This window comes from Vibrio profundum (assembly GCF_050337555.1).
Classification (GTDB): domain Bacteria; phylum Pseudomonadota; class Gammaproteobacteria; order Enterobacterales; family Vibrionaceae; genus Vibrio; species Vibrio profundum.
In genome coordinates this window covers 82,315-98,080 of the sequence record NZ_JAKJTA010000005.1, presented here as the reverse complement: position 1 = coordinate 98,080, position 15,766 = coordinate 82,315, and the positions used below count along the sequence as shown (strand labels likewise).

Below are 15,766 nucleotides of genomic sequence, written 5' to 3'. Positions count from 1 at the left end.
TTTAAATAGTTCACACGTTACATGCTGGAATAAGTTCCACCGGTTCTAAAATACGAACCTTAATCTCATCTTGTTCAATGTGCTCAAACACCTGCGGGCGAATGTTCTTAATCCACCAGTCATTGTACGTTTTGCTATAAATGGCTTGGCGTTGATCTTCGTTTTCAAAAGCACGTAACCAAACAAACCAATCATCACCCTGCTCATCTTGGTAGGTATAAGTCTGTAGCACTTGCATGCCTTGCGACACTTGGTAGGGCAACAATTCCTCTTTCATCCAAGTAAGCCATTGATTCTTTTTGTTTGGCTTGAGCTTGTATTCTCTTAATTCAACCAACGGCATCTGTATCCCTTAATATAAATTGATATAGATCAATAACCCGCACCAAAGAATTCACATAAAATATGATACGCCCACATTCCATATCAAGTTACTGCGAAACTAAGACCATCACGACCACGGGTTATTGTATTAATAATACAGATGGGGGACACACAGCTTATTTACAAGCCCATAAACCACAACACAGTGCCAAGATCCTAAACAAAATGTGCCGCCAATCGAAGCGCATCACCAAGCCATTAATAGAACATATTCTGAACCAGATTAGAGCCTGAATGCTCCGAGGACACCCTACATGAACAGACGCAACGCCTATACTACCGACCAAGAAGTGACGTTCTCCGATGCTGAGGAACTCGTTTCCACCACCGATTTACGAGGCGTTATCACGTATGCTAACGATGCTTTCTGCAAAGTTTCAGGCTTTAGTCGAGAGGAACTTGTTGGTAAAAATCATAATATCGTTCGTCACCCAGACATGCCAAAAACCGCATTCTCCGACCTCTGGCAGCATATGCAAGAAAACGAAACTTGGCGTGGCGCCGTAAAAAATCGCTGTAAAGACGGGCGGTATTATTGGGTTGATGCGTTTGTTACCCCAATTTTTGAAAACGGAACCAAGGTCGGCTACCAATCGGTCAGGCGCTGCCTTAAAGCAAACACGCTCAAGCAGGCCGACACTTTGTACAAACGCGTTCGCGAAAAAAGTAAACGTCTCGCTTTAAAAAAACTGATGCGCCAAATGAGAACGTTCGTCTTTTTTGTCGTCGCTGCCGTCACTCTTTTCTTTGGCATGCAATTTTATTGGGTCACGACACTTCTTATTGTTCTACCTTGGCTCTTCTACTATCCAGAACTTGTGCAAACCCCACGTTTTTTACGCAATCAGCGAAAACAATACGATAGCGTCTCTAGGCTCGTTTACTCAGGGAATTCTCCCACTAGTATTGCCGATTTTCATATCAAGCTCTTAGAAGGAAAGGTTTCGACCATCTTAGGTCGGATTGAAGACAGCCTGCACAGCTTCGATCAAGGCTCCGACGCGCTGTTAACCGTCTCTAGACAGACAGAACTGGGGGTCGAACAAGCAACGTCAGAGTTATATCAAGTTTCCACCGCAGTCGAAGAAATGGTGCAGAGCATAGGGACCGTTGCACACAACATTGAAACGACCAATCAGAAAGTTCATCAAGCTCACCTAGACTGTGAAACTTCCAAACAAGGAATGACACAAACGATGGAAAAAGTGTCGTCGCTAACAGAAGAAGTGGAAAAAGCAGCAGATTCAGCCAGCGTACTGGCCAGTAAAACAGAAAACATCAGTGGGATAATGCAGGAAATACAAAGTATCGCTGACCAAACCAACTTGTTAGCGCTTAACGCTTCCATCGAGGCAGCTCGAGCTGGTGAACACGGCCGTGGATTTTCTGTTGTCGCCGATGAGGTGCGAGCGCTATCTAGCCGGACACACACTGCAACGGAGCAAATCCAAGCGTCCATTGCTGATATATTAACTATGCTAGCGGAGTGGTCGAAAACCATGGAACAAGGGAAGAAGACCGCGCAGCTATGTTTCAAGGAAACCGAACAAACCCAAGAGCTGGTCACTCAAGTTTACTTGGCTATTTCAGATATCTCAGACTTAGCTGCCGAAATATCGACCGCTGCTGAGCAGCAAAGCCAAGTGTCGCAAGAAATCAACCTGAACATCGTGAACATCAGCGATACCTCAAATCAAAACCTAGTGCACGCTCAAAGCGTCGCAACGGAATCCGAAGCCTTCAAGCAAAGATCTCAAAATCTGGCATCGCTCGGAGTATCGTTTCAATTAAACTAAAACGCTCCTACCCGTGGGGCAGAAGCGTTATCATTCAGCGCCCAAATTGCGGCGCTGTTTAGCTGTTTAGCTGTTTAGCTTATTGTTGAGATCTAGGGTTAAACTACATCAGAACCCCAGAGATATATCCGATTCTAATCATCGCTAAGCTTTTGGGCTTCTCAGCTTTTGGGCTAAAGCAATCAAAGCAATCAAAGCCATCACTGAGAAACCTAAAGCCGCGGCACTTTCGAAATGGAACTGAGCCGCAATGCCTGAAACCAGAGATGCGACAAAAAATAGAGTCCCACCAAACAGGGCATTCGCACTCGCAGACATACTAGGGAACAGCGAAAGCGCAAAAGAAAAGTTCACGGTTACTAACATTCCGCCAATAGTGTAGATAAAAAATAAAGGTACGACCAAACTATAGATAGACAGAGGTAGCCACACCATTGAAGCAAGCAACACTGCACCAAAGGCAATCAGCCCCGTCACGCCGACGCGCATTTTACTGGCGAGACTATAATGCATCAAGAATCGATTACTTAAACTACCAATCGACCAACCGACCCCGAGAGTCAGAGCGAAATAGCCAAATTCAATTGGGCTAAAATGCAATTGGTTTTTCAGCAAGAACGGAGTAACCGCTGTCACTATCATCACTAAGCCATAGGTAAAGCCATTGGTAAGGCCAGCTGCGAGGAAATCTCGATTAGTTAAAATTGTACGATACCTGCTGGCGATCGCTCCTAGCTTAAACTCATTGTAATAGCTGGTTGTTTCCGGCATGTTGAGCAAAATAAAAGCAAACACGACCGCGCTATAAATCACGAGGAAGTAGAAGTTAGCTTCCCAGCCAAAGTAGTGCGTCAGGTAGCCACCAATAAACGGCGCGATGATTGGCCCAATGGTCCAAGCAAACGCCATATAAGTAGTGATTTTTTCAAACTCTTTGCCTTTAAACAAATCAGAGAGCACCGCACGCATTGGCACAACCATTGCCGCAACGGTCGCACCTTGAATCAACCTGAGTCCAATCAACTGATAGATAGTTGCAACATGGGGAATAGCAAAAGTCGCGAGTAAATAGGCTATTGTCGCTATAATAAATGGTTTCTTACGGCCAAAACTGTCAGAAATCGCACCAGCAAAAAGTTGCATGACGCCTAAACCCAACATATAAGCGGTAATGGTTAACTGAACCGCACCCTGAGTGGTATCAAAGACTCCTCTAATCTCAGGCATACTCGGCACAAATATATCAGTGCTTAAGCCAGAAAGAGGAACCACTAAAATCGCTAGCAACGCGATAAAGTAGCGATTTTTAGGTGACGGCTGCGACATGGCAGGGTTTTGCGAAAGGTTTTCCATAGCAACTTTGCTCACTAAATGAAACATGTGTTGCGGATATTAAACGAAGGATTGATTTTGATCAATATTTTCGTTTAATATTTTACTACACCCGTTCTTGATGGAAAACAAAGAGAGACATAGATGACCGAAGCCAATTACTTCGCGACACAGTTAAAGACTCAACGTGCTCGATTGGGCCTCAGTATGCAGGCGTTAGCGGACCTTGCCTCAATCAGTAAATCCATGATCTGCAAAATAGAGCGTAATGAGACTCAACCCACTATTGATGTGGCTGCGCGCATCGCGCACGCTCTGGGAATGACACTCACCGAGTTAATCCAACCACCTGAAAAGGCAATGGCGCTGCTGATCCCTGTCGAAAATCAGCCAATAATGGAAACGGAAGACAATGTAACGTGTCGCACTATCTCTCCGACAAGACATGGGCATACCATCAAGTGGAGTCAAGTAACGCTAGGCGCTAACACCTCATTCGAAAACCCGCCCGATAACCTTTTGAATAAAAACTATTACTTATATCTAAAAGAAGGGAAGTTATCGATTCAAGTTGATCAAGAAACGTTCGAAGTAAACCGTCACGAAAGCTTTTATTTCAGACCGAGACTCTCGTATAAAGTAAGTAATTTAAGTACTGACAGCGAAGCGAACTATGCGTTGATCCAAGAGCTTACGAGCCGATAGCCCCTATTTACTTGTTCAGACTCAGACTGGATAACAGGTTGGAGTGAATGGATCACGATTCATTCATTCTGCCTAAACATCCACGTCATAGGTTGGTTCGACTGTAAAAAGAGATACTTACACCAACCACATATTAAACCAACCTTTTATCCGCCGCTAGCCGCCCCCCCTGAGCAGCATTGAATAATCTCCGATCGTTATCTATAACTATATCAATAATCAAAACATATAAATCACATGATGACAAAACTTTTTGGGCCTACTTTTTTATGTTTAAGCCTACTTTATGCATCGCCGACGTACAGTGAATATTTGTCGGGCTTTGGTGCTACCAGTGCGAACTTTATCATCCCTTCTGAAGGCACCAGAGAGCGCTCGCCGTATGTCGATTTAGCCCTTGTTTCTGTACATGGCGGCGCAAATTTCGATTGGGGTGAAATAGTTGGGGCCATTGGCGTGTATTACGTTGATAAAGATTCTGATCGATGGACAAATTTTACTAAAGGCCATCTTGCCTACAAAACGGGCTTAGGCGAATCAAGATGGTATGCCTTTCGCCATACTATTGACGGGCCCGGTTTCAGTATCGATGATACCGCCTTCGGAATGAGTTATAACTTCAGCGGTGATGGCTGGTTTTTGAAACCATGGACAGGTGCGCTACTCTCCACCGTCAATCAATTAAGCGATTCCTTTACTGGCTTCAATGGCGGGATTGCTGGTTACACCGCTGGCTATACGTTTGAATTGCACGGGGAAGATTTCCGAATAGTTAACTGGTCTGAAACCGAATTCGGTCGCAGGCAAACCTACACCGATACCTTTGCAGAAACCTCTAAGGCTTCGCTTAATGGTGCACTATCAATATGGTGGTTGACCAATAGCGAGCTATCTATGGCCATTCAATACCGATATATTTATAATGACGTACTGCTTCCAGTGAACACTAACGCGATGATATACACCATTCAGTATCACTTTTAAATGATCACTTTTCAGCGATTATTTTTCAGTCATTACGGCGGTCATTATCCTCGCCGTTTCAGCTAATTCCCTTTCATTTTCATTGAACCTCGAAAGCAAAATTTAACTTTCCACTACATCAACCAATATTTCAGTTGCATCTTAGGATAAATGTTAACGATGAGTTAAATATCGTGATCCACATTAACCTACTAAACATCCTCCTGCTCATTATCTTGACAATTCTCTCAGTCAGAATCACTTTGGATACGTAGTCAAAAATGACTCTAGCAAAATACCTCAAGGGTAATGCTACGACCTGTTTGACCTCATTATCCAAGCGACAAAGCATGCGCATGCTCAGATTAAACGCGCACGGAAATAGAAGTAAGAGAATTTTCACTATTGAGAATGACATAAGTATTCTATCGACTATCAAGGAGTTCACCATGCCGCAAAGCGCATCGCCTAACGCACCATCTCAACCTGTCATTGGCAAAGACTGGTCTTTTTCTAGGCGCGTACTAGCCTTCATTTCCATTATGATGGTGTACTTCTTTTACGATCTGAACTGGATGATCGATGGAAATATCCGCCACTCATTGATCAGCACTTATGGCTTTTCTTTTACCCAAGTCAGTATGATTTTCAGCTCACTTGAATTAGGTACGATTCCTGGCACTCTACTCTTTGGCATGATCGCTGCCAAAACGAGCAAAAAGCGCACATTGATGTTATTGGCATTAATGATGGGCTGCTTTACTCTACTACCTTTAATCTCGCCGGGCAGTTTAACCGTTTGGTTAGGCTCACGTTTCATCGCCGGATTGGCTCTCGGGGGGTGTTTTGGTACTTCAATTGCTCTAGTGGTTGATCTGTTTCCATCGAAAAGCCGCGCCATCTTTGCATCCATACTATGCAGCTCTTTCGCAATCGGTATTCAAGTTTCTGGTTACATGTATAGCATCATGGGAAGTAGCGGTTGGAAATTACTACTTACAGTCTGCGCCGTCGGCCCGATTATAGGAATGCTCGCTGTAGCATTGTTCGTTCCAGACGACTTCAACCACATGCAAACGATCAGACAGAAACAAAGTGCATCGAAAAGCAAAGACGGCATTTCTTACTTTGCCATGTATTGTAACCACACCCGTATTGGTATCAGTGTGCTACTACTTTCCGCATGTAACTTCCTTGGCTACGCATTGTTTAACAACAACGCCCTCCACTACATGACAGACGCCCTAACTCTTTCTCACGACATGGCCGGTCAAGTCTTCATGTGCAGTGGATTAGGCCTGTTCATAGGTTATTATTTCTGGGGAATCATGGCTGGCTGGAAAGGAAGAAAAGTTGGCTTGGTCGGATTTTTTATCGCCGCGATTGCTATGTTTTGTTACCTCAATCTTGGCGCCGAGCACCTTACACTGCTGTACCCATTTTCGTTCATGATTGGCTTTGGCTTTGGTTGTACCTCTTACTGGGGAGTCTACTATACCGAATTATTCCCAGAAAAATATCGCCCTATCGCGGCTGGCATTTCATTTAACGGCGGTCGATTGGCCACATCATTTGCCATCCCGACCATCGCAGCCTCATCACACGGAAATATCTCAGTGGTGTTCACATGGGCCATCGCAGCCGTAATATTAGGCGCTTGCATTTGGTCTACGCTACCTGAAACCCTAACCAAGAAACGCTCAAGCAAAGAAGACTCATCGACTACCTCTAACCTACAAAAAACAGCCTAGATATAAGCACCAGTCAGTACTCTGACTGGTGTCATTTGGTCGTATCTGAGCATTAAAGTCAAAGTAAATGAAGCCTTAGGTTTCCTAAGCTTAATACATCGACCTTTCCATGAATGTCGCAGTTATTATCTGAAATCAGGTTATCTGAAGTCAGGGATTCGGAGAAGAACCACCTAAGTATGCAGCTCGTTAGCAAAGCTGAGCTTTATGAAGCGAGAAGATTAGCAAAGTAATTTGGGAAACAACGCCGATTCAAAAGATGTTTTAATCAAACCCGTACTCACTTAATATTTTGTTATACTCCCCGCTGTCTTTTAAACTTTTCAGCCCTAGGTTAAATTTGTATATTATGTCATTCGCCTTTGGATTTTTCTTTCCAGATAGCATATAGATAAATTTCTCATCAAGCATTGGTTTTACAAAGATATACTCTTCATTATTAATATATGATGGGCTAAGTTTTGAATACTCAGCAAGGAAGACACCTTTCGACATCACTACCATATCAACTCTTTTTTTGAACAGTTTCCTAATGTTTAATATTTGGTTGGAGGCTACCTCTTTGTTTAGATATGTGGCCTTATCAAAGGCCTCACTATTTACCCAACCTCTCCCTACACCAATTTTGTATTTTTTTAAATCTTCTAATTGCCCAAAGGATGTTATACCGAGAGATTTCAACGCAACAATACTAACTTTTATTTCATATACGGGCTGGCTAAACATAAACCTGCGTGCTCTATCATGACTGTAATAAGCCCCCATAAGTACATCTGACTTCCCTTCTTCCACTTCCTGTATCGCTCTCTTCCATGGGACGAAGCGAATAGTAGACTCGACTCCAGCCTTTGAAAATGCAGCCTTTACTATTACCGTGATTACACCGCCATTTCTGAGTTCGGAACCATAATAAGGATCCCAATCTGTCGTAACAAGACGGATGGTGTCAGACATAGCAGGGTATGAGATAAAAGCGGAAATTAGTAAGGCATGCAGTAGCCGAAATGAAGAGAACGTCATAAATTTTCTTTCTATATTCATAGACACATAATACAACTATAGCTGCTCGTGCTCTTAATGACGTTGACTTGATTTTCTCCGAAAAGGTAGACTCCGTTGCAAAGTCAGTCATTTGAACCACACTGATTAATCATTGCAACGGTAACTCACTAAGTCTTCCTGCAAAAATCACCAATTCGCTGACGACATCATCCTATGGGCAGTGCGTGGGTACGGCATTATTTCCCAAATCGCTCTGCTAATTTTCTCGATTCATAAAACTCAGTTTGGCCAACGTAAAGCGATGAATAAAATCAATAGACTCAGTGTCCCAGTTCATCAGCCAATGTGAGCTTGATAACATAATGAGGTTAGTGAGGCGCTTTAGAAAGCAACGCCAATATTCATCCCCAGTACTTTCATTCGCAGGTCTTTGAGCCTGTCACTAGCTCGGGATTTCTCTACCCAATAAAGCTCAAGCTCAACCTGATCGATTTGTTCTTGCTTGAAACTCTTTATCGCACGCTCATACGCGACGTTGGCTTCTTCTTCCTCTAGCCTTGCGACGTAATATAGTTGTAAGTAGTCTGTGTTGATGGAACTAAGCATTTGCTCACCCCTTATTATGGAACCTAGCGCACATAAATATAGTTCATATTTCGCAATTGGAGAAAGTTTAGCTGCAGCGAGGTGAAAATAGTGGGATAGAAGGGAGGGAGATAAAACACAACCTCCCATGGAGTTGGGTGATTGTTTAAGGGAAAGTTCTAGTGATTAGACGTCATCGATTACTGGGTACTCGATGACTGGGAAGTGGCTGGATTAAAGATCTGATTGGTTCGGCCCAATACATCAAGGCCTTGCTGCTGGAGCCAGTATGGGATATCAATCAATACCCAATTTTCTGAAAGTTTATCATCGCGGCGATAATAGACATCCACCACCTGCATATCAGCTTCAACACCTCCTCCCGGCAAACCAAGAAAACCGCCCGCAGGCGTATTAGAAAGATTTGGCCAGCCAAAGAAGCAGGCAAACTGCCCTTCGGCGAATCGGCACACATGCCCATTAAACTTCTTACCTTTTAAGTTATTACGAAAAGGCAACTGATGTTGCTGCTGGTAACGAGGGATAGTGTAACTCGCACCGATACCGCACGGGCCATACCAAATCATATCTTTGGCCCACGTTTTTGCGAGCAGTTCAGGCTGTGGCTGAATATCATCAAATTCATTAAGTGATGATAAATCATCAATCATTTGATTCACCAATGCCAACGTCTTAACGCTTTCGCCTGACGGAGCATCTTCATGATGAATACCATCATGGTATCTTGGACCAGGATAGACAAAATGACGGCCAGTAGAAGGAGGTAAAGGATAGCAACCTGCTTGCTCCATAAAGCCTAATAAATCGACAAACAAACCGGTTTGAGTGATTTTTCCATCGACGACGCAACTAAATTCGGCATAGCGCAGCATCGCCATTTTATGAGTGGCTTTGATACCCTGCCAATCATGATCGAAAAGGCCCATAAAATGCCCCATACTCATCACCCAGTGCTGACCATCGTGCTCATTCTCACCAGCGATGAAAATATCTTCCCTGCGCTGTAAATGGTTTAATGACTGCTTAAGCGGCCGCCAAAAACTCTCGGCTGAGCCCTCTAAGGAGTTCACCTCTCGGAATGGGTATACTCCACGCCAAAGATAGTCTTCAGACGTGCAAGAGCGTAGCACCTCAATCTCAGCGCCTAGTGGTGCTTCTTCCATCTTCGACATATAGCCGCGCACCACTTGTTTCGCTTGTTGATAATTAGTCATCATTTCTCTTACCAAATTAAATAATTAAAATTGATTTTTCAGCCAGCCATTAATGAGGCCTGCCACCTCAGTGGGCTTTTCTAACGTCGACAAGTGCCCACAGTTCGGCAGAACATGCAAAGAAGCATTAGGGATCTTTTCTAGTATTAATAAGTGGTTAGTTACAGGGCAGAGTGCATCTTCCCTACCGCAAATGACCACCGTTGGCACGACAATATCACCAAGTAACGGCCGAGCATCAGGACGACTTGCCAAGGCCTGTGCGTGATTGACAAAACGTTCGACGCCAATATTCTCCGCCATCTGGCAGATAGTTTGAGTCAACTCCGTATCCTTCAAGCGATCGATATGAATTAACACAGGCATTAAGCTATCTGGAGTAATCGAAGAAAACTGTCCGTTGATCGCTTTATCGACCAACAGGTTACGTTTTGCCGTCACTTCCGGCAATGCAAATTCATCCGCAGAGTTAGTATCGAGTAAGATCAGCCCTTTCACCCGTTTAGGAGCTTGTCGGTACACTTCAAATGCTAAAATCCCTCCCATCGACAAACCGCCTAAAATAAAACTTTCAGGGGCTTGTTCTAGAATGGTTCTCGCTAATTCTTGCATTGAATTTTGCGCGGTAAGCTCCGCGCAAACGGGCTCCACACCCTTTAGATGCTGATTGACTGGCTGAAATAGCTGGTTATTACAAAGCAGGCCAGGTAACCAAAGTAACGGTATGGTTTGGCTCATGGAGAAACCACAGGGGTCGATGGTGTATCACTGCCCACAATCAAGTATGTGAAGCTCTCACCACGGCGATTTTCAAGACTGATATGCGCGCCAAGTGGCACATTGAACACATCGCCAGTCGTCAATAGAACTTGTGCCGTTTTGTCATTTTGAGACACTTCAACCAAAGTGTCGCCGCTAAAGTTGATCAGCACTTGCTTCTCTTCTCGGGTGTATCTTGGCGTTTTAGCGCCATGCGTTAGGCTAAGTCCATGTACGCTCACTTCATCGTGACTTTTTACTTGGAAGTCGTAGCTCGCCAAAGGGCTTCCAGATAATGAAAACTGCTTAAAGTTGACGCGATCAAAATCTGGCGTCACAGCTTGATATTGATCTCGGCGGACAACGAATGGCTGCATTTTCTCCGGTGTGTAGCTGTCAAACTGAGCCATTTCTTCATCAGACAGGAGCGGCATCAATTCAGTCAGCTCAGGAACGGCTTCTCCCGCTTGAGTATCAACAAGCACTTTGTCTTTACGCAGATATAAACCGTGTCCTTGGCTATCTTTTAAAACTTCAGGATGCCATGTCACACCACCGCCGGAGTTGTCTCCACCTAGAACGGAGTACATGAAGCCATAGTCACGCCCGACAACTTCAAAGCCGCGGAACAAGTTAGTCGGAATGGAAATCAGATCACCAGAAGTGAGCACCACTTCTTCTTCGCCTTCATTGCCCCAGTAAAAACGAAAGCTACCTTTGAAGACCACAAAGATCTCTGCCGTTGTATGAGAGTGAAGAGAGTTTTTGATGCCCGGTGGTTGCCCTGCTGCGCCAATATTAAAGCCCGTAGTTTCACGGATATGCACGGGTTGCTTGTCACTTTCCGCCACACCAGCACCAATGATGCAGTAATTGTCTTTTAAATGGCTGCCCGGCGTACGTGCATCTATAAATGCGGCCGTGCCTGGCTTTAATTCCATATAACGAACTAGTTGTTCATCTAAATCTTGTTGAAAACTCATTATTATTCCTTACAGAAAGCTTACTTGGGCGTAGCTATCACACACCTAACGGACGGCCGCCATCGACAGTCAGCGTTGTACCCGTTGAAAACGTCATCTGCTCCGCGGCAAACACGACGGCTTGAGCCACTTCATCACAGTTTGCGAGACGTTTTAACGGCGTGGCTTGTTCTTGGTGATTGCGCCAACCTTCGTCCAACCCTTTAACGAATTCGGTATCGATCAGCCCCGGAGCCACTGCAAGTACCCGAACTTCAGGAGCAAGCGCTCTTGCTAATGAACGAGTCATGTTTTCCATCGCGGCTTTGCTAGCGCAATAAGCGATATTACTGCCCATTGCAGTTTGCGCGGCAATGGACGTAATGTTGACCACACACCCGCGCTGCTTTCTCAAGTGAGACTCAAATGCTCGAACCATAGCAAACGGAGCACGCACATTGACTTGGAAGATGCGATCGACCAGCGCGTCATCCAACGTAGCTAAATCAGCGTGTTCGACGAACTTGGTCATCCCTGCACAATTGACCAACAAGTCCAAACCTAATTTATCGGCTGACCACTGCGCCGCAAGCTGATTAATGCTGCTCGTATCGGCCACATCCAACTGGAGACTTTGGTGTCCATCACCTGATAGCTCATTCAGCAAAGCATCCGCTTTGCTTTGGCTAGAGTTATAAGTAAACGCCACTTGATAACCTTTATTGGCGAGCGACTGGCAAATAGCGGCCCCAAGGCCGCCACTTCCGCCCGTTACTAACGCGCGTTTAGTCATTCAGTGCACCTTCTTTCTCAAGTTTGCTGTAACGGCGTACACGAATGTCCGCTTGCTCTTTATGCCCAGCGAACCCTTCTAGCGCACACAAGCGTGAGCAGTATTCACCCACCTTTAATGACGCTTCCGCAGTCACACGTTGATACGTACAAGTCTTAATAAATTTACCGACCCACAGACCGCCCGTGTAACGAGCCGCTTTTTTGGTCGGCAAAGTGTGGTTAGTGCCGATACACTTGTCACCGTAAGAAACGTTTGTTTCTCGGCCCAAGAATAGTGCGCCGTAGTTTGACATGCTATCTAGGAAGAATTGCGGATCTTGAGTCATCACTTGAACGTGCTCAGAGGCAATGTCATCGGCTACTTTAACCATTTCTTCGTAGCTATCACAGACGATCACTTGACCGTAATCTTGCCATGCTTTACTCGCCACTTCCGCCGTTGGCAAAATAGTCAACTGACGCTCGATCTCAGCCATCGTCTCGTGCGCAAACTTCTCAGAATTGGTCAAAAGAACCGCTGGAGAGTTGTAGCCGTGCTCCGCTTGACCGAGCAGATCTGCAGCTGCAAGTTCAGGATCACACCCCTTTTCGTCGGCAATCACTAATGTTTCTGTTGGGCCTGCAAATAAGTCGATACCCACACGGCCAAATAGCTGACGCTTCGCTTCTGCAACAAAGGCGTTACCAGGGCCAACAATCATGTCGACAGGCAAAATAGATTGTGTTCCCAATGCCATGGCACCGACAGCTTGCACGCCGCCAAAGCAGTAAATTTCATCTGCGCCGGCCATCGCCATTGCGGCAACGATAGCTGGGTTTGGCTCACCGTTGAAAGGGGGCGCACAAGCAATAACACGTTTCACACCAGCCACTTTCGCCGTTAATACACTCATATGTGCAGAGGCAACTAGTGGGTACTTACCACCTGGAACGTAGCAACCTACACTATCTACTGGAATATTTTTGTGGCCAAGTACGACACCTGGTAGCGTTTCAACTTCTACATCCTTCATTGAATCACGTTGAATTTGAGCGAAGTTTTTCACTTGTTCTTGAGCGAACTCAATGTCTCGTATAGTCGTTTCGTCTAGGCTATTGATACACGCTTGAATTTGCTCTTGCGTTAAACGGAATTGCTCTGGAGACCAATTATCGAACTTAGTGGATAGATCGCGCACTGCCGCATCACCACGAGATTGGATATCGGCAAGAATACCTTCCACTGTTTGTCGCACTTGCGTGTCGTTTGATGCAGATATTTCTTCGGTGATTCCGTTTTTAAGGTAAGTTGCCATGTTCATTGCTCCAGTTATCTATTTATCTACGCACGTGACTACGTATTCATTTTTAATTTAAATATATCGCTATTGAAATATAGCTACCGATGAAAAACCTACGTCAGTGTTGGGTTTTCATAAATGACTACGAATGCAAAAACACTAAACAACTTACCCAGCAGGTGCAATCCAAATTAAGGAAAATTGTCAATAAATATCAAATAACATGACTGACCTCCGTTTTGTGACCATCGGTATTGGCTATTTACCGTGACCTTTGGCTATCGTACTGGTTTTCACTTTTTTAATGGAAATAGAGTATGAAATTCGCATCTCACCCCCAGCACGACGCTCAAATTGGTACCTTTGTCAAAACGCCTCATCCACATATCATTGAAGTGCTGAGTTTAACCTCGCTAGACTTCCTGATTCTTGATGCTGAGCATGCCCCTTTTGATCGCAGCTCTTTAGACCTTTGCTTAATGGCTGCAAAACTATCTCAAACACCGGCACTGGTTCGGGTTCCTGATTCTCACCCTTCGACATTGCTTAATGCACTTGATTGCGGTGCCAGTGGAGTATTGGTGCCACATGTATGCTCAGCTAAACAAGCACAAGAGATAGTCAAACGCAGCCACTTTGGTGCTGGCGGACGTGGTTATGCAGGCTCAACTCGCGCCGCCGATTACACCAATAAAACGTTACCTGAACACCTTTCATCCAGTGCCGAAAACACCAGAGTCATCGTTCAAATAGAAGACATTGAAGGGGTTGAAAACGTTGAACAAATTGCAGCAGTTGAAGGGGTTGATGCCTTGTTCATCGGTCAAGTCGATTTAGCAGTTGCGTATGGCACTCAATCTGTACACAATGACACCGTATTACAAGCAAGCAAACGAATTATTGCCGCAGCACAACAACATCAAAAGCCCGTGGGAATGTTTGTAGCCGATGCTTCTCAAATTCGTGACTGGAAATATTTAGGCGTATCTTTTTTCGGCGTGGCGTCAGAGCACAAAATGATCCTTGACGGTTTTAAGCAACAGAGGCTGTCGATGGGTCAAAACACTTAATCAGAGGACATTACAATTAAAAGCAAAATCACCTCGACAGATGTAGCCAAAATGCTCGGGATATCGCAATCAACGGTATCACGAGCCTTTAACCCTAAAGCCAGCATCAGCGAAAAAAAACGCAAGATGGTGATGGACGCTGCGAATAAGTTGGGCTATACCCCGAATGCTATTGCACGCAGCCTGATTTCCAATCGTTCAGGTTTAATAGCGATTGCCCTCGACAGCGAGTCCAACCCTATGTACGACACATTGGCTCGCTTGCTCACCAAAGCGATCCAAAAAAGTGGCGGCCAAGCAATCCTCTGCCCTATTGATGAAGGCAACCTCGATCTCGCCATTTCACGTGCCATCGAATACCAAGTCGACGGACTAATTATCGCTACCAGCCGCCTAACCAGCCGAGCCATCGCCCAGTGTGATAAGTTTGGCGTGCACCTGTGCTTGATAAACCGCTACATTGAAGGCCTCAGCGCCAATAGTGTCGGGCTCGACAATCTAGACGCTGGTGTTCAGGCCGCGCACTACCTCACAACAAAAGGCTACAAACAACTTGCCTACCTCAGCGGTGATGCAGGCTCAATGACAAGTGAAGAGCGGTGGAAAGGGTTTTCTAAAACCCTTAATGAGCTTGGCTATTCTCCGGCCAAGTTCATCGAAGCTTGCTACACCTTTGAATCTGGGCAAGAAGCCGCGCAAGAGGTGGTTAGTTCTTCGCATAAAATCGATGCGGTTTTCTGCGCCAACGACATTTTAGCACTCGGGCTTATCGATGGTTTACGCCAGAAAGGCCACCGCGTCCCTGACGATTATGCGGTGTTGGGGGTCGATGATGTGCAAATGGCTGCTTGGCCTGCGTATAACCTGACAACCATTCAACAGCCCACTGAAAAAATCGCGGCGGTCGTCGTTGAAGACTTATTGGCGCGGATTCATGGTGAAGAAACCAAAACGGGCCAATATCTGATGCAACCAGGAACCATGGTCGAGCGATCGAGCTGCTGACCGAGTCCATTCACTCTGGTTTACTCATTGACAAGCACGATACAACTTGGGCAGGCGATAACTTACGCGCTTGCCCGCCGATTCCGTCAATCAAGTAGCCAAGCTCGCCCCTTCCCCATTCTTACCCACAAAACCTGATCGC

The 15,766-nt window shown here is 45.3% G+C and carries 15 protein-coding genes; 6 read left to right on the top strand and 9 right to left on the bottom strand.

The window, feature by feature from the left end:
* Positions 1 to 10: 10 nt before the first annotated feature.
* Positions 11 to 343 carry an NIPSNAP family protein gene (locus L4C34_RS04835; RefSeq protein WP_428788218.1) on the bottom strand — a complete coding sequence of 111 codons (333 nt, stop codon included), beginning with the start codon at positions 341 to 343 and terminating at the stop codon, positions 11 to 13.
* A gap of 295 nt (positions 344 to 638) precedes the next feature.
* On the opposite strand from L4C34_RS04835, the gene L4C34_RS04830 reads away from it, so the two are divergent.
* A complete protein-coding gene (locus tag L4C34_RS04830; protein ID WP_428788217.1) occupies positions 639 to 2,180 on the top strand; it encodes a methyl-accepting chemotaxis protein in 1,542 nt (513 codons plus the stop codon).
* A gap of 144 nt (positions 2,181 to 2,324) precedes the next feature.
* Here the strand turns inward: L4C34_RS04830 and L4C34_RS04825 are convergent, their stop codons facing one another.
* On the bottom strand, positions 2,325 to 3,533 hold the full coding sequence (locus L4C34_RS04825) for a multidrug effflux MFS transporter (protein WP_428788216.1): 1,209 nt from the start codon (positions 3,531 to 3,533) through the stop codon (positions 2,325 to 2,327).
* Between the two features lie 123 nt (positions 3,534 to 3,656).
* On the opposite strand from L4C34_RS04825, the gene L4C34_RS04820 reads away from it, so the two are divergent.
* From L4C34_RS04820 to L4C34_RS04810, 3 genes are all read left to right on the top strand, one after another.
* A complete protein-coding gene (locus L4C34_RS04820) occupies positions 3,657 to 4,217 on the top strand; it encodes a helix-turn-helix domain-containing protein (protein ID WP_428788215.1) in 561 nt (186 codons plus the stop codon).
* Between the two features lie 237 nt (positions 4,218 to 4,454).
* Positions 4,455 to 5,201 (top strand): outer membrane protein OmpK, encoded by a 747-nt coding sequence (locus tag L4C34_RS04815; RefSeq protein ID WP_428788214.1) that lies wholly within the window; start codon positions 4,455 to 4,457, stop codon positions 5,199 to 5,201.
* 428 nt (positions 5,202 to 5,629) lie between these two features.
* On the top strand, positions 5,630 to 6,931 hold the full coding sequence (locus tag L4C34_RS04810; RefSeq protein WP_428788213.1) for an MFS transporter: 1,302 nt from the start codon (positions 5,630 to 5,632) through the stop codon (positions 6,929 to 6,931).
* A 264-nt stretch (positions 6,932 to 7,195) separates the two neighbouring features.
* On the opposite strand, the gene L4C34_RS04805 is transcribed toward L4C34_RS04810, so the two are convergent.
* From L4C34_RS04805 to hisD, 7 genes are all read right to left on the bottom strand, one after another.
* Complete coding sequence (locus tag L4C34_RS04805; RefSeq protein WP_428788212.1) at positions 7,196 to 7,885, bottom strand: substrate-binding periplasmic protein; 690 nt, start codon at positions 7,883 to 7,885, stop codon at positions 7,196 to 7,198.
* 429 nt (positions 7,886 to 8,314) lie between these two features.
* Positions 8,315 to 8,539: a hypothetical protein gene (locus tag L4C34_RS04800; protein ID WP_428788211.1), complete on the bottom strand. Its 225-nt coding sequence runs from the start codon at positions 8,537 to 8,539 to the stop codon at positions 8,315 to 8,317.
* Positions 8,540 to 8,718: 179 nt separating this feature from the next.
* Positions 8,719 to 9,753, bottom strand: coding sequence for a nuclear transport factor 2 family protein (locus L4C34_RS04795; protein ID WP_428788435.1), 1,035 nt, complete (start codon positions 9,751 to 9,753; stop codon positions 8,719 to 8,721).
* Between the two features lie 24 nt (positions 9,754 to 9,777).
* Positions 9,778 to 10,491 carry an alpha/beta fold hydrolase gene (locus L4C34_RS04790; RefSeq protein ID WP_428788210.1) on the bottom strand — a complete coding sequence of 238 codons (714 nt, stop codon included), beginning with the start codon at positions 10,489 to 10,491 and terminating at the stop codon, positions 9,778 to 9,780.
* On the bottom strand, positions 10,488 to 11,495 hold the full coding sequence (locus tag L4C34_RS04785) for a cupin domain-containing protein (RefSeq protein ID WP_428788209.1): 1,008 nt from the start codon (positions 11,493 to 11,495) through the stop codon (positions 10,488 to 10,490). Before L4C34_RS04785 ends, L4C34_RS04790 begins: the two co-directional genes overlap by 4 nt.
* Positions 11,496 to 11,532: 37 nt before the next feature.
* Positions 11,533 to 12,267 (bottom strand): SDR family NAD(P)-dependent oxidoreductase, encoded by a 735-nt coding sequence (locus L4C34_RS04780; RefSeq protein WP_428788208.1) that lies wholly within the window; start codon positions 12,265 to 12,267, stop codon positions 11,533 to 11,535.
* Positions 12,260 to 13,564, bottom strand: a complete 1,305-nt coding sequence (hisD, locus tag L4C34_RS04775; RefSeq protein WP_428788207.1) for a histidinol dehydrogenase — start codon at positions 13,562 to 13,564, stop codon at positions 12,260 to 12,262. The genes L4C34_RS04780 and hisD overlap by 8 nt, the downstream gene beginning before the upstream one ends.
* Before the next feature lie 302 nt (positions 13,565 to 13,866).
* Between hisD and L4C34_RS04770 the strand changes: the two genes are divergently transcribed.
* A complete protein-coding gene (locus L4C34_RS04770; protein WP_428788206.1) occupies positions 13,867 to 14,619 on the top strand; it encodes an HpcH/HpaI aldolase family protein in 753 nt (250 codons plus the stop codon).
* 27 nt (positions 14,620 to 14,646) lie between these two features.
* Positions 14,647 to 15,624 carry a LacI family DNA-binding transcriptional regulator gene (locus L4C34_RS04765; RefSeq protein WP_428788434.1) on the top strand — a complete coding sequence of 326 codons (978 nt, stop codon included), beginning with the start codon at positions 14,647 to 14,649 and terminating at the stop codon, positions 15,622 to 15,624.
* Positions 15,625 to 15,766: the final 142 nt, after the last annotated feature.

Coding starts and splice junctions, on each gene's coding strand:
- L4C34_RS04835 (WP_428788218.1), bottom strand. CDS start 343: ATGCCGTTGGTTGAATTAAGAGAATACAAGCTCAAGCCAAACAAAAAG.
- L4C34_RS04830 (WP_428788217.1), top strand. CDS start 639: ATGAACAGACGCAACGCCTATACTACCGACCAAGAAGTGACGTTCTCC.
- L4C34_RS04825 (WP_428788216.1), bottom strand. CDS start 3,533: ATGGAAAACCTTTCGCAAAACCCTGCCATGTCGCAGCCGTCACCTAAA.
- L4C34_RS04820 (WP_428788215.1), top strand. CDS start 3,657: ATGACCGAAGCCAATTACTTCGCGACACAGTTAAAGACTCAACGTGCT.
- L4C34_RS04815 (WP_428788214.1), top strand. CDS start 4,455: ATGATGACAAAACTTTTTGGGCCTACTTTTTTATGTTTAAGCCTACTT.
- L4C34_RS04810 (WP_428788213.1), top strand. CDS start 5,630: ATGCCGCAAAGCGCATCGCCTAACGCACCATCTCAACCTGTCATTGGC.
- L4C34_RS04805 (WP_428788212.1), bottom strand. CDS start 7,885: ATGTCTGACACCATCCGTCTTGTTACGACAGATTGGGATCCTTATTAT.
- L4C34_RS04800 (WP_428788211.1), bottom strand. CDS start 8,539: ATGCTTAGTTCCATCAACACAGACTACTTACAACTATATTACGTCGCA.
- L4C34_RS04795 (WP_428788435.1), bottom strand. CDS start 9,753: ATGACTAATTATCAACAAGCGAAACAAGTGGTGCGCGGCTATATGTCG.
- L4C34_RS04790 (WP_428788210.1), bottom strand. CDS start 10,491: ATGAGCCAAACCATACCGTTACTTTGGTTACCTGGCCTGCTTTGTAAT.
- L4C34_RS04785 (WP_428788209.1), bottom strand. CDS start 11,495: ATGAGTTTTCAACAAGATTTAGATGAACAACTAGTTCGTTATATGGAA.
- L4C34_RS04780 (WP_428788208.1), bottom strand. CDS start 12,267: ATGACTAAACGCGCGTTAGTAACGGGCGGAAGTGGCGGCCTTGGGGCC.
- hisD (WP_428788207.1), bottom strand. CDS start 13,564: ATGGCAACTTACCTTAAAAACGGAATCACCGAAGAAATATCTGCATCA.
- L4C34_RS04770 (WP_428788206.1), top strand. CDS start 13,867: ATGAAATTCGCATCTCACCCCCAGCACGACGCTCAAATTGGTACCTTT.